The organism is Burkholderia pseudomultivorans, from assembly GCF_001718415.1.
In the GTDB taxonomy this organism is placed as follows: Bacteria; Pseudomonadota; Gammaproteobacteria; order Burkholderiales; family Burkholderiaceae; genus Burkholderia; species Burkholderia pseudomultivorans_A.
The window spans coordinates 714,488-726,900 of record NZ_CP013378.1 but is presented as its reverse complement, the minus strand read 5'-3'; the positions used below and the strand labels follow the sequence as shown (position 1 = coordinate 726,900).

Genomic DNA, 12,413 nt, shown 5'->3' with positions numbered 1-12,413 from the left:
GCTTTCGTCACCGCTGCGTGGCGAACAGGCGCGACCGCCCCGGCAGCGCCCGGCGCAGGTCGGCCGGTAGCGCAGATGGTATCCGAATCGACCGCCGCCACGGTGCATCTCATGGCCGCGCAGCCGGGCGGACGAGCGCGTCGGCCGATTTGCGGCGCGTGCCCAGCGTCAGCGCCAGCGCAAGATCCGCGAGTTTGCCGAACGGTGCGCGCAGCAGGCCGGGAAGGTTCCAGCGTCCCTGCACGAACACACCCTTGGCGTGGCTCATCGTGCGAAAGCCCTCGATGCCGTGGTACGCGCCCATGCCGCTCGGGCCGACGCCGCCGAACGGCAGGTCGTCCTGCGCCACGTGCATCAGCGTGTGGTTGATGCCCGTGTTGCCGGAGGTCGTCCGCGCCAGCAGCCGGTCGCATGCGTCGTCCCGCTCGCCGAAATAGTAGAGCGCGAGCGGACGCGGCCGCGCGTTCACATAGTCGATGACGTCGTCGAGCGTGCGATAGGTGCGCACCGGCAGGATCGGGCCGAAGATTTCTTCCTGCATGACCGCGCTGTCGTCGCCGGCGCCGACGATCAGCGTCGGCGCGAGCGTGCGCGGCCGACGGCTGGCGGACGCCGGCGTCACGCCCGCTTCGATCACGCGTGCGCCGCGGCGCCGGGCGTCGTCGACGAGACCGACCAGCCGGTCGTAATGCCGGTCGCTGACGATCGACGTGTAATCGCGGCCGGTCGGCCCGTCGGGATAGGCGCGGGCCACCGTCGCGTCGAACTGCGCGACGAATGCGTCGAGGTCGTCCTCGTGGACGAGCGCGTAGTCGGGCGCGACGCAGGTCTGGCCGCCGTTCGACAGCTTGCCGAACACGATGCTGCGCAGGGTCCGCTCGTCGACGTGGCCGCGCGCGACCACGACCGGGCTCTTGCCGCCCAGTTCGAGCGTCACCGGCACCAGGTTGTCGCTTGCCGCCTTCATGACCTTGCTGCCCACCTGCGTGCTGCCGGTGAACAGCAAATGGTCGAACGGCAGGCTGCTGAAGGCCGCGCCGACCTCCGGGCCGCCGAGCACGACCGCCACTTCGTCGGCCGGGAACGTCTCCGCGAGCATCTGCCGGATCACCTCGCTGGTGCGCGGCGTCAGCTCGGATGGCTTGAGCATCACGCGGTTGCCGGCAGCGAGCGCGGTCGCAAGCGGAATGAACGTCAGCGAGAACGGATAGTTCCACGGCGCCATCACCCCGACGACACCCTTCGGCTGATATTCGACCCATGCGCGCCCGGCGCGGTAAAAGACCCCGACATGCCGACGCTCGGGCTTCATGAACCGGCGCAGATTGCGCGTCAGGTAGTCGATCGACTGGATCACGCCGAGCAGTTCCATGATGTCCGTCTCGTGGTGCGAGCGGTGCCCGAAGTCGGCGCTGATCGCCTCTTTCACGCGCTCCCGCCAGTCGAGCACGACGGCGCGCAGCCGGGCCAGCCGCGCCTTGCGCTGCGCCAGGCTCGGCGGCCCCTCCCTGACGAACGCGCTGCGTTGACGGCTCAGCAGCGCAGCCGCGTCGATGCGCTGAACGGGTTCTGCGGGGATGTTCATCCTGCACCTCCTGTCGAGGCAAGCTCGGTTGATGTAGACAGTGTCAACTTGATGATTCGGGATCGTAGAGGCAGAATGTATCCCCTGTCAACATTAGACTCCTTCTACATGACGTCAGATACGCTGGACGAGCCCAGGCCTTATCACCACGGCGACTTGCGCCGCGCGATCATCGACACGGCGCTCGACCTGCTGCAGGAGCAGCAAGGCTGGCAGTTCACGCTGCGCGAAGTCGCGCGGCGAGCCGAGGTGAGCCACTCCGCGCCCTATCGGCATTTCCCGGACAAGACGGCGCTGCTCCACGAGCTGGCGCTGATCGGCTTCGATCGCCTGCGCGACGCGCTGGTCTCCGCGCTCGATCCGGCCGCAGATGCGCCCGCGCAGTTGACCGCACTGGCCTATGCGCACCTGGGCTTCGGTGCCGCGCATCCGGATCTGTATCGCCTGATGTTCAACGCGGACGCGGGCGAACCGTCCGATACCCATCTCGATCCGCGCACGCAGGCGCCGTTCCGGCTGGTCGTCGAGGTCCTCGAGCGCGGCCAGCGCGAAGGCACGATCCGGCCGCGCTCGGCGCTCGGCCAGGCGACGGCCTGCTGGGCGCATCTTCACGGCCTGACGATGCTGGCGATCGACGGGCGGCTGGTGCCGGGGAAAGTCGGCGATCATGCGATCGAAGACGCGCTGACGACGCTGCTGGACGGGCTGCAGTCGGCGGACGCCGCAGCGACGGCGCGGCGCGTCGAAAGGCCTTGACCTTCACCCTGACTTCAACGTTATCGTCACGACTGTCGCCCGCGACCGCGAAGAGGAACACGAACACGCGGCATGCCAAGGTTCGTACGCATCGGCGACGGTTCCGGTGGAGATCGACAGGGAGTGACAACATGACCAAACGCATCCTGCACGTCGTCAGCAACGTCGCCAACTATGCGGACCAGGCCGAGCCGACCGGCCTGTGGCTGTCCGAGCTGACCCATGCATGGCACATCTTCGCCGAGAAGGGATACGACCAGCGGCTCGTCAGCCCGAAAGGCGGCGTCTCGCCGCTGGAGCCGCGCTCGCTCAAATGGCCGCTGGCCGATGCTTCGGTGAAAGCGTGGCTGACCGACAAGGATCGCCAGACGCTGCTGGCGACCACCGCGCGGCCCGACCAGATCGATCCGGCGGACTTCGATGCGATCTACTTCACGGGCGGACACGCCGTGATGTGGGACTTTCCCGACGACGCGGGCCTGCAGCGGATCACGCGCGCCATCTACGAGCGCGGCGGGATCGTCTCGTCGGTCTGCCACGGCTACTGCGGTCTGCTCAATACGACGCTGTCGGACGGCTCGCTGCTGGTCGCCGGACGCCGCATCACCGGCTACTCGTGGACCGAGGAAGTGCTCGCCGGCGTCGCCAGGAAAGTGCCGTACAACGCCGAAGAGCAGATGGAACGGCGCGGCGCGCTATATGAAAAGGCCCTGCTGCCGTTCGTATCGAAAGTCGTCACCGACGGCCGGCTGGTGACCGGGCAAAACCCGCAGTCCGCCAAGGCAACGGCTGCGCAGGTCGCATCGCTGCTGTGACGGTCGCGGCGGCGCTCTGCGTCGCGAAGCGTCATGACATCGCGTGCCGCCGGCTGCGGCGTCTTTATGTTCGAGACCGGCCGCACTTGAAACACCCCCGCTTCGCGCTGGCGCGGACGCTGCCGATCTCGACGCCGGCAACGTCCGCCCGTCAGATCAGCGCGAAGCGCACGCCCGCATGACGAGCCAGGCGCTCGACGAAACGTTCATCGAATATCGTCGCCGGCGTCCAGAAGCCACCCGGCCGCCCGACCTTCACGCCGTTCTCGACGAGATCCTGCGCGAGACTGATCGCCGCCTGGCCGAGCATCCTGCCGGTCGAGCCATACCCCGGATCGCGATCGCCGGTCACTTTCGCGCGGATCGTCCTTCCGTCGTCGGTCTGGCCGAAGAACCGCAGATCGTAGCGGCCGGCGAGTTGCGCCGCGGGGCTCGGGCCCTCGCCCGGTTTCGGCAGCAGGAAGCGCTGCATGACGGCGCGCACCGGGCCGACGACGACGCCCGCCATGAACGCGCCCAGCCCCGCCACGGTCGCCAGCGCGGCGAGACGCCCCTTGAGGCCGGGCCCCGTCAAAATGGCCTCGTCATAAGCGAACGCGCCGCCATACGCATTGCCGGACAGCGCGTTGGTGCGGTGCACGACGCGCTCGTTGATCGCCGCCATCACGAACGGGGCAATCCACGCGTCGAACGCGGGATCGAACTGCGCGGCGCCGACATAGTGCTGGCGCAGCTTGAAGCCGTGCCCGTCGGGACATAGCGCATAGGGGTCGAGCAAGGTCCTGCGCACGGCCGGATCGGCAGCCGCCTCCTGGATCACGTTGATCAGGCTCGCGACCGTGCCGCCCGAGGCGCCGCCCTTGAGCACCTTGACGCGCATCTTGACGCGGGTGGCAGGCGCCCCGTATTGGCGCACCGCGTGCTGCTGCAAGAACCACACGCCCATGTCCGACGGGACCGAGTCGAAACCGCAGCAATGCACGATGCGCGCCCCGCTGTTGCGGGCCGCGGACTCGTATCGCCCGATCATCCTTTTGATCCACAGCGTCTCGCCGGTGAGATCGCAGTAGTCGGTGCCGCTTTCCACACATGCTTTGATCAGCGGTTCGCCGTAGAGCGCGTACGGACCGACCGTGGAGACAACCACCCGGGTCTGCGCGCACAAGGCCCGCAATGCGGTGTCGCTGGCCGCGTCCGCGACGATGACGGGCAAGGATTGCCCCGCCGCGCCGAGCGAATGCCTGAGTGCGTCGAGCTTCGCCGCGGACCGGCCCGCAATGGCCCAGCGCAGCGTTGCGCCCTGCGCCGCGACGTGCTCGGCAAGATATCGCGTCAGGATCTGGCCGACGAAGCTGGTCGCGCCGAACACGACGAGGTCATAGTCTGGAGCGGCAGCGGTCATCGATATCTCCTCACGTGGCTGCGCTCACTGTCCGGCATCACGCCCGAAACCGTCGAGCGGCGTGGGCAGGTTCAGCACGATCTGGGCGTCCTTGACGACGTCCAGGCGCATCATGGTCGATACGCCGAGCCCGTCGAGCAGCTGGCTCAGCGGACCGCCGTTGCGCGTCAGCGTCACGTCGCGCGGGAACAGCCGCTGCGCGAACGACAGCGTGTTGGTCTGCACGACCGACTGATGCCATTCCCCGTCGACGCGGTTGATCATCGTCGTCGTGCCCATCCGCGATTGCGGCACGGCCTCGCGCAAGGCCGGCAGCGGCGCGCGCAGGATCAGGTCCGACGTGCCGTCCGGGGCGTCGATACGGGCCCGCACGTCGGCGTTGATGCTCACGTCGATCGCGGTGCGCCACTTGGGCAGCTGATAGCCGTATACGCCGCGCACCCGCGCGATTTCGGTGGTGACGGGCAGCGCCAGCACATGCGCGAAGAAACTGCGGCGGCGCATCGCGTCGAGCAGTTCCAGCGCATGGGAACCGCGTGCACCGGGTCGGCGGATCACGACCGCAACCGAGGCTTCGTCATACGGATCGTTGTCGCATACGGCGTACGAAAAGAACGTCAGCGCCACCAGCCCATAGCCGGGGAACGCGCGCAGCGGCTCGAGCGGCTGCGGCAGCATCGCCCGCAGTCGCGACAACGGCGCGAGAAACAGCACCTGGACATTGCTGGTGCGGTAGTAGAAGTTGGGCGCCCAGGTCGGCCCGACGCGCGATTCGACCAGGCGCTTCGGAATCCTGCGGAAATAGTCGATATTTCCCGCGGCGGGATCCCGGGCCACCTCGTCGAGGTTCGGGTTCATCCGGTAGCGGTCGTAGTAGCCGCCCTTCGGCACTTCGACCTTGTGCGGCCCAAAATCGACCAGTGTGTACGGCCTGTCCATGTTCGCTGACCTTTCTCCATGTTTAACCCGGCGCGCAGTGCGCTCGACACGCCGGTATCGCGCGTATCGGTCAGCACTCTAAGATTAAAGTCAACTTGAAGGTCAAGCGGTCGAACCGGGAAAGTCTCCGCTGTCCGCGACGCTCTCGATCCGGGCCGTTCAATCCTTGCGACGCGCCCTTTCCGGGGTCGTCATCACACCCTCCTCCCGCAGGCGGTCGAGCACCCACTTCGTCCTGTCCGAACATGTTTGGTCCATCGGCCGCTCTTCGATGCTCTTGATCGCGGCGAGCAGATGCACACGGTTTTCCTCGAGCCGTTTTTGCATGTTCTCGATTTCGGCGACCTTCCGCCTCAGCGCGGCGACCAGTTCGTCGTGCTGCCAGTTTCCCGCCCCGAGCGGCAGCAGGGTGCGGATCTGGTCGAGCGAGAAGCCGGCATTCTGCGCGCTGGCGATGATTTCCAGCATCCACACTGGAGTTGACCCTGTAATCCCGGACACGGCATCACACTAAGGTTGCTGAATCCATCGAGCGCCGGAACTCGCGAGGCGAGCGGTATTTCAGCGCGCTATGGGGATGCTTCTCGTTGTAATGCTCGAACGCGATGGCCAAGTTGCGTGCGGCAGTCGCTGCGTCCGGCTTCGGCATGAAGGCGACGTAGTCGCGTTTCATCGTCTTCACGAAGCTCTCTGCCATCCCATTACTTTGTGGGCTGCACACCGGTGTGGTCAATGGCTTCAGGCCGATGGCCACTGCGAACCGGCGCGTGTCGTCGGCCGTGTAGCCCGAACCGTTGTCGCTCAGCCACTCGATTTCGGACGGGGTATGCAGTTCGTTGCCAAACCGATTTTCCACTGCAGCCAGCATCACGTCGCGCACGATGTCGCCGCTGTGACCTGCTGTCGTGGCTGCCCAGCTCATCGCCTCTCGGTCGCAGCAATCCAGCGCAAACGTCACCCGCAGCGGCTCGCCGTTGTCGCAGCGGAACTCGAAGCCGTCCGAGCACCATCGCTGATTGCTGCGCGCGACGGCCACCTTGCCATCGTGCCGACGTTGCGGCCGAGGCGGGGCTGGACGCCGTTGCATCAGCAGACCGTGAGTGCGCATGATGCGATAGATGCGCTTCGCATTGAACGGCACCTGTCCGGCAGCAATGCGTTCATTGCGCAGCGAGCCCCACACCCGGCGATAGCCATAGCTGGGCAAATCGCCGACGACTCGGCGGATTTCCTCGACCACGCTCGCATCGTCCGTCTGCCGCGATTGACGGCCATCGCGCCACGTCGCCGGACGCGACAGTCGTGCCGATACGTTCGAGCGCGACACGCCGAGAACTTCACAAACCAGTTTCACTGGTCGTCCTCCGGCAGCGAGGGCGAGTGCGCTATCCATTTTTTTGCCCGGCCGTACTCGACTGCTTCGCGGAGAATCTCGTTCTCCATGGTCTTCTTGCCGAGCATCCGTTGCAGCTCGCGAATCTGCTTGAGCGCGTCGGCCAGCTCTGAGGCCGGAACCACTTCCTCGCCAGCCTTGACCGCTGACAGGCTCCCATCCTGGTACAGCTTGCGCCAGTGGAACAGCTGGTTCGGGTTCACGCCGTGCTGCCGCGCGACCATCGAAACCGACTTCCCTGGTTCGAAACTCTCGCGAACCATCGCCAGCTTTTGCTCCGCCGTCCAGCGCCGCCGGCGCTCCGGGCCCGTCAACACTTCCATCACTTCCTGCCTGGTGTTAGTCAAAAACACAGTCTTATGCCTACCCGTTATTGTAAGTGGGTGACTGTGTCCGGCGTTTCAGGGGGCTGCTCCACACACTGCCTCGGGCGCATAGTCGCGATAGCCGTTCGCGTTGCGTTCGACTGCGGTGATCAGGCCCTCCGCCTCGTAAAAGCGGATACGCGAGGCCGTCAGCCCGCTGAGTTTCGCCAGTTCCCCGATCTTCATACGGCACCTGAAAAAATTATTGACCTTAAGGTTAACTTTAATCCTAGAGTAGTTGTCGGCAACGTAGCCAGCGAGCCGCTTCGACCGCAGCGGGGCGAAACTCGACGTCGGGCGGTCGCGGACACTGCCGGGACACGCATCACCGATTGAACGCTTGTGCATTTCACCGGAGAAACGAACATGGGTTATGTGACGACGAAGGACGGCGTGGACATTTTCTACAAGGACTGGGGGCCGCGGGACGCCCAGGTCATCTTCTTTCACCACGGCTGGCCGCTCAGCGCCGACGACTGGGATGCCCAGATGCTCTTTTTCCTGGCGCAAGGCTATCGCGTCGTCGCGCACGACCGGCGCGGCCACGGACGCTCCAGTCAGGTATGGGACGGCCACGACATGGACCACTATGCCGACGACGTGGCGGCAGTCGTCCAGCATCTCGGCGTGCAGAATGCCGTCCATGTCGGCCATTCCACCGGGGGCGGCGAGGTCATTCACTATGTTGCCCGTCACGGGGAGGACCGCGTCTCCAAGGCGGTGCTGATCAGCGCGGTGCCGCCGCTGATGGTGAAGACCGAAAGCAATCCGGGCGGTCTTCCGAAGCAGGTCTTCGACGACCTGCAGGCGCAGTTGGCGGCCAACCGCGCGCAGTTCTATTACGACATCCCGGCGGGCCCCTTCTACGGCTACAACCGCGACGGTGCGAAGCCGTCGCAGGGCGTGATCTGGAACTGGTGGCGGCAAGGCATGATGGGAAGCGCGAAGGCGCACTACGACGGCATCGTCGCGTTCTCGCAGACCGACTTTACCGAGGACCTCAAGCGCGCCACGATCCCCGTGCTGGTGATGCATGGCGACGACGACCAGATCGTCCCGTACGAGGATTCGGGCCTGTTGTCGGCGAAGCTGGTCAAGAACGGCACGCTGAAGACCTATTCGGGATTCCCGCACGGGATGCCGACTACGCAGGCCGAGACGATCAACGCCGATTTGCTGGCGTTTATTCGGAGTTAGGGGGACGGGCGTCGGGCAGGTGACTGTCGGGCGCCCGGTTCTCGTTTGTCTCGTGTGACGCAACAATCCGGCCGAGGCGAGTGTGCTGATTGCACCGCCCCGGTCATTTGCCGCAGCCGAGCCGGCGCGCCCCCAAATATATCCAGTTCGCGCCCTTCCGAGCACATCGGTCCGTCAAGAAAGTGAGCCCGCAGATTTCACTACTGGACGATTTTCCGTAGCGGTGCTGGGCTCACTTCTCGGCTTAGATCTCGATGTAAGATACATATTGCGACGCCACTAGTCGCATGGCCGCCTCGCTTACACCGCACCGGGCCGCAGCCGCAGGCTGTTCAACAGCGCGTCCCACGTTTGCAACGCACCTGCCTCGTCGACTGGCGACGTCGCCTCTTCGAGCTTCGCGTCGGGACTGCTGGCACCGAGCAACAGCTGGATGGCCGTATGCGGCTTTGCCAGCGTGCTGGGGTCGCCCGGCGCAAGCAGGTAGAAGCGGTACGACGTGATCTCACCTTCCTTCAGCGCGAACAGCACTTCCTCGGCGTCCATCCCGGCCACCGTGCGCTTGCCTTGCCGCAAAATGCGGTAGCTGCCGCTCGAGATCTGGTCCATCTTCGCGCGCAAGTCGGGAAGCGTCTTGGTTAGTGGTCGACCCTGATCCTGGCTGACAGAGTCCCGCATCTGGATCACGAGCAGCGCCGGCCGACCTGGCATCAATGCGAACGACTGGCTGACCTCTTCGGTGGAAGTCGACGACCCCGTAGCAATTCCTCCGTCGAAGCAGAATCCCGGTTCTGTCGGCACGGACCAGTTGTCGCGAGCCTTGATACGCCGGTAGAGATCCGTGTAAACAGGTTCAAACTTGTCCAAACCACTTGCACCAAACGACCCTGTCGTATGGAATAAGGTGTTACGCTCGAAAATATAGCCTTCCGTATCAAAAGGCAATTTCGCAGCCTTTGCGATGCCTTCTTGATAAGCAAAAACGCGGGAATATTTGGTCGGGGAAGTTTCTCTCTCTAGCCAGACAGGATTATATTGATTTTTTGGATTTTCTGGATCAAACCGCCTTTCGGTACGAAGTTTCTTTTCCAACCTGTCAATTTTGGATTGATATTCGGCAGACGACACGTTATGCTGGGCCTCCAACTTATTTCCCCAATATGCATATCTCTGATCTGTAATTTCGCTAGCGACTGGCCGATCAAACACAAAGCGACCGATGCACCACGGGCGCTGCTTGGAAAACAAAGGATTCGACAAGGTCGGTTCTGCAGAAAAGGTTATCGAACAGGCACATACGCCCATCACCAAAAATAGAAATCTGCCAATTCGAGTCTGCATTCCTGTGCGTCCTGTGCGATTTTTATCGCCGTCACGGCGATCATTGCCGCGTCGTTCGCTGGTACCGCCGAGACGACCTATTTCGCGACGATGGCCATGTCGATCCTGGTACCCGACGGTTGGCCGATTCGCCTAATGATCCGACCACCTTGCCGGCGGCCGCGCCGATATGCGAATCTACGGGCCGAAGCCGAATTGGATCGAAGGCAAAGATCTCGACGCGCTGCCGGTCGATTGTGAACACCCGCAGCCCTGGGGGCCGGAATGCGAATCACAATCCTGACCGATTGTCCGAGCTGGCCAGCCTACCGCGTCGAGATTCCGCTCTCCTGTTCTAGACGTCGGTGTACGACGTCGATTGCGACGCCACCAGTTTCGGCGGCGTCGGGCACGCGCACATGCAAAGATCGTCGCTCAGCGCAGCCTGTCGCCCATCGGGCCCCGTGGTGGAAATGCGCGGGCCGGCGCACGCAATCTTGCCCACGGTTTTGCAGACGGGGCACCACACCGGATCGTGCTCGTAGGCTTGCTCCCGGCCGCCGATGAGATCTGCGCCACCGCCCCCTTGCACGATGCCGGCGACCGTGGTCGTATCACCTTTCACGATGTCGTAGCGTCGCATGGCCGCCTCGCTTACACCGCACCGGGCCGCAGCCGCAGGCTGTTCAACAGCGCGTCCCACGTTTGCAATGCACCTGTCTCGTCGACTGGCGACGTCGCCTCTTCGGGCTTCGCGTCGGGACTGCTGGCACCGAGCAACAGCTGGATGGCCGTATGCGGCTTCGCCAGCGTGCTGGGGTCGCCCGGCGCAAGCAGGTAGAAGCGGTACGACGTGATCTCACCTTCCTTCAGCGCGAACAGCACTTCCTCGGCGTCCATCCCGGCCACCGTGCGCTTGCCTTGCCGCAAAATGCGGTAGCTGCCGCTCGAGATCTGGTCCATCTTCGCGCGCAAGTCGGGAAGCGTCTTGGTTAGTGGTCGACCCTGATCCTGGCTGACAGAGTCCCGCATCTGGATCACGAGCAGCGCCGGCCGACCTGGCATCAATGCGAACGATTGGCTGACCTCTTCGGTGGAAGTCGACGACCCTGTAGCAATTCCGCCGTCGAAGCAGAATCCCGGTTCTGTCGGCACCGACCAGTTGTCGCGAGCCTTGATACGATGGTAGAGATCGGTGTAAATCGGCTCAAACTTGTTCAAACCGCTAGAGCCAATCTTGCCAGTTGTATGGAATAGCGTATTGTTCTCAAAAATATAGCCCTCTGTATGAAAAGGTAACGTTACGCCCTCTGTATAAGCTTGTTGATACGCAAATACCCTTGAATTGGTTGTCGGCGATATTTCTCTTTCGAGCCATACATGATTAGTTGGTTTGTTTCTGTTGCCCGGATCTATTCGCTTTTTTGTTTTTAAATCAGACTCAAGCCCACCAACCTTGGCGTGATACGCCGCAGACGACACATTATGTTGTGTCTCCAGTCTGTCTCCCCAATACTCATATCGCTGATCTGAAATTTCGCTAGCGACCGGCCGATCAAATACAAAGCGACCGATACACCACGGGCGCTGCTTGGACAACAAGGGATTCGACAAGGTCGGTTCTCCGGAAAAGGTTATCGAACAGGCGCATATGCCCATTACCAGAAATAGAAATCTGCCAATTCGAGTCAGCATTCCGGTGCGTCCTGTGCGATTTGTACAATGCTATAGAGTAACGCCCAGCGCGCCCACGGATGGTTATAACTTTCCTGATGCACATAGCCTCCTTGATCAAACGCCATTTGAACGCCAGGAGCCGCTCCGCCGCTCACGCCGCGCGCGGGAGCTTCTGCAGACCAGACCGGAACGGTTCCGTCGCCCGGAATAATGCCATTCTTGTCGGGATCGGGCTTATCATTACCCGGGGGCAGCTTTGCCACCTTCTGCACCTCGAACTCAATGGTCACGTTGCGTGGGTCCAGATGCACCCGCAGCGTCCCGCTGTGCGAATCGTGCATGAACCGCGCGGACCGCAGTTCTTCTTCTGTCACGCCCTCCGGAATGTTCCCTTTCCAGATCACCGTACCCCACGCCAACAGAGACTCGAGCTTCTCGCTCTTCTCGATCGTCGGTTTGCCGTCGCCTTCGCTCGACGTTGGCGATCCTCGGGACTTCAAAGCGCCGTCCCCGTAGCACACGTAAGTGTTATCGTGATAGACATTTATTATTTTGTTCTGGTTCACAACGACTTGGCTCATGGTATCGCGAAAATTTTCGGAGACGGTTGGCTTTTCCGTAGTTTTATCCAGTCTTTCCTTGACAATTCCAGCTGGATCCAACAACGACTCAGATTCCGCAGGTACCAATCCGTACCATTTTGAATTGGCGAAAATTTCCTTGTACGCATTTCCTTCCTTAGGAAGCTTCATCACCGGATCACCATTGAGCCGCGAAAAAATCCACCACGGCTCGCCGTTGTGGTAATCGGGCATCGGCAGCAATTCCAGCGGCCCCGGCGCGTTCGCCGCTACTGCAGTGAACTCGCCGGCATCGCTCCCGAGCAGCGCGCCATTGATGAAACCGTCGATCCCTGACCTGCTCCCCGCGTTTAGTACGGTGACGGTGTAGAGTCCGTTCCAGA

At 63.0% G+C, this 12,413-nt stretch carries 11 protein-coding genes and 2 pseudogenes; 3 read left to right on the top strand and 10 right to left on the bottom strand.

The window, feature by feature from the left end; translation table 11 throughout:
• Positions 1 to 109: 109 nt before the first annotated feature.
• Complete coding sequence (locus WS57_RS16060; protein ID WP_009689459.1) at positions 110 to 1,585, bottom strand: coniferyl aldehyde dehydrogenase; 1,476 nt, start codon at positions 1,583 to 1,585, stop codon at positions 110 to 112.
• 75 nt (positions 1,586 to 1,660) lie between these two features.
• Here WS57_RS16060 and WS57_RS16055 point away from each other — a divergent pair, with 75 nt between their 5' ends.
• Together WS57_RS16055 and WS57_RS16050 are read left to right on the top strand one after the other, a co-directional pair.
• Positions 1,661 to 2,341, top strand: a complete 681-nt coding sequence (locus tag WS57_RS16055) for a TetR/AcrR family transcriptional regulator (protein ID WP_230945511.1) — start codon at positions 1,661 to 1,663, stop codon at positions 2,339 to 2,341.
• A gap of 131 nt (positions 2,342 to 2,472) precedes the next feature.
• A complete protein-coding gene (locus tag WS57_RS16050) occupies positions 2,473 to 3,156 on the top strand; it encodes a type 1 glutamine amidotransferase domain-containing protein (RefSeq protein WP_009689461.1) in 684 nt (227 codons plus the stop codon).
• Between the two features lie 151 nt (positions 3,157 to 3,307).
• Here the strand turns inward: WS57_RS16050 and WS57_RS16045 are convergent, their stop codons facing one another.
• The 5 genes and pseudogenes from WS57_RS16045 to WS57_RS35880 all read right to left on the bottom strand — a co-directional run.
• Complete coding sequence (locus WS57_RS16045; RefSeq protein ID WP_059514699.1) at positions 3,308 to 4,558, bottom strand: saccharopine dehydrogenase family protein; 1,251 nt, start codon at positions 4,556 to 4,558, stop codon at positions 3,308 to 3,310.
• A 24-nt stretch (positions 4,559 to 4,582) separates the two neighbouring features.
• Complete coding sequence (locus tag WS57_RS16040; RefSeq protein ID WP_059514697.1) at positions 4,583 to 5,497, bottom strand: hypothetical protein; 915 nt, start codon at positions 5,495 to 5,497, stop codon at positions 4,583 to 4,585.
• A 159-nt stretch (positions 5,498 to 5,656) separates the two neighbouring features.
• Positions 5,657 to 5,965 carry a MerR family DNA-binding protein gene (locus WS57_RS16035; RefSeq protein WP_081337629.1) on the bottom strand — a complete coding sequence of 103 codons (309 nt, stop codon included), beginning with the start codon at positions 5,963 to 5,965 and terminating at the stop codon, positions 5,657 to 5,659.
• Positions 5,966 to 6,002: 37 nt separating this feature from the next.
• A protein-coding gene (locus WS57_RS16030) for an IS3 family transposase (protein WP_155774291.1) occupies positions 6,003 to 7,213 on the bottom strand; the annotation gives its coding sequence in 2 pieces (ribosomal slippage) (positions 6,003 to 6,898 and positions 6,898 to 7,213; 1,212 coding nt in all).
• A 96-nt stretch (positions 7,214 to 7,309) separates the two neighbouring features.
• A pseudogene (locus WS57_RS35880) lies at positions 7,310 to 7,441 on the bottom strand (MerR family DNA-binding transcriptional regulator); the annotation flags it as partial.
• A gap of 180 nt (positions 7,442 to 7,621) precedes the next feature.
• Here WS57_RS35880 and WS57_RS16020 point away from each other — a divergent pair.
• On the top strand, positions 7,622 to 8,452 hold the full coding sequence (locus WS57_RS16020) for an alpha/beta fold hydrolase (protein WP_059514694.1): 831 nt from the start codon (positions 7,622 to 7,624) through the stop codon (positions 8,450 to 8,452).
• 300 nt (positions 8,453 to 8,752) lie between these two features.
• Here WS57_RS16020 and WS57_RS37640 read toward each other — a convergent pair whose 3' ends face one another.
• The 4 genes and pseudogenes from WS57_RS37640 to WS57_RS16000 all read right to left on the bottom strand — a co-directional run.
• Complete coding sequence (locus WS57_RS37640) at positions 8,753 to 9,793, bottom strand: T6SS immunity protein Tli4 family protein (RefSeq protein ID WP_230945510.1); 1,041 nt, start codon at positions 9,791 to 9,793, stop codon at positions 8,753 to 8,755.
• A gap of 334 nt (positions 9,794 to 10,127) precedes the next feature.
• Entirely contained in the window at positions 10,128 to 10,415 is a 288-nt protein-coding gene (locus tag WS57_RS16010) for a PAAR domain-containing protein (protein ID WP_009688388.1), read from the bottom strand.
• Positions 10,416 to 10,426: 11 nt separating this feature from the next.
• Entirely contained in the window at positions 10,427 to 11,386 is a 960-nt protein-coding gene (locus WS57_RS37635; RefSeq protein WP_167361731.1) for a T6SS immunity protein Tli4 family protein, read from the bottom strand.
• A 74-nt stretch (positions 11,387 to 11,460) separates the two neighbouring features.
• Positions 11,461 to 12,375: pseudogene (locus WS57_RS16000) on the bottom strand (alpha/beta hydrolase); the annotation flags it as partial.
• Positions 12,376 to 12,413: the final 38 nt, after the last annotated feature.

Excerpts from the sequence above, each read along its gene's own strand:
- WS57_RS16050 (WP_009689461.1), top strand. The coding sequence starts at position 2,473 with ATGACCAAACGCATCCTGCACGTCGTCAGCAACGTCGCCAACTATGCG.
- WS57_RS16010 (WP_009688388.1), bottom strand. The coding sequence starts at position 10,415 with ATGCGACGCTACGACATCGTGAAAGGTGATACGACCACGGTCGCCGGC.
- WS57_RS37640 (WP_230945510.1), bottom strand. The coding sequence starts at position 9,793 with ATGCAGACTCGAATTGGCAGATTTCTATTTTTGGTGATGGGCGTATGT.
- WS57_RS16035 (WP_081337629.1), bottom strand. The coding sequence starts at position 5,965 with ATGCTGGAAATCATCGCCAGCGCGCAGAATGCCGGCTTCTCGCTCGAC.
- WS57_RS16055 (WP_230945511.1), top strand. The coding sequence starts at position 1,661 with ATGTATCCCCTGTCAACATTAGACTCCTTCTACATGACGTCAGATACG.
- WS57_RS16060 (WP_009689459.1), bottom strand. The coding sequence starts at position 1,585 with ATGAACATCCCCGCAGAACCCGTTCAGCGCATCGACGCGGCTGCGCTG.
- WS57_RS16045 (WP_059514699.1), bottom strand. The coding sequence starts at position 4,558 with ATGACCGCTGCCGCTCCAGACTATGACCTCGTCGTGTTCGGCGCGACC.
- WS57_RS16040 (WP_059514697.1), bottom strand. The coding sequence starts at position 5,497 with ATGGACAGGCCGTACACACTGGTCGATTTTGGGCCGCACAAGGTCGAA.
- WS57_RS16020 (WP_059514694.1), top strand. The coding sequence starts at position 7,622 with ATGGGTTATGTGACGACGAAGGACGGCGTGGACATTTTCTACAAGGAC.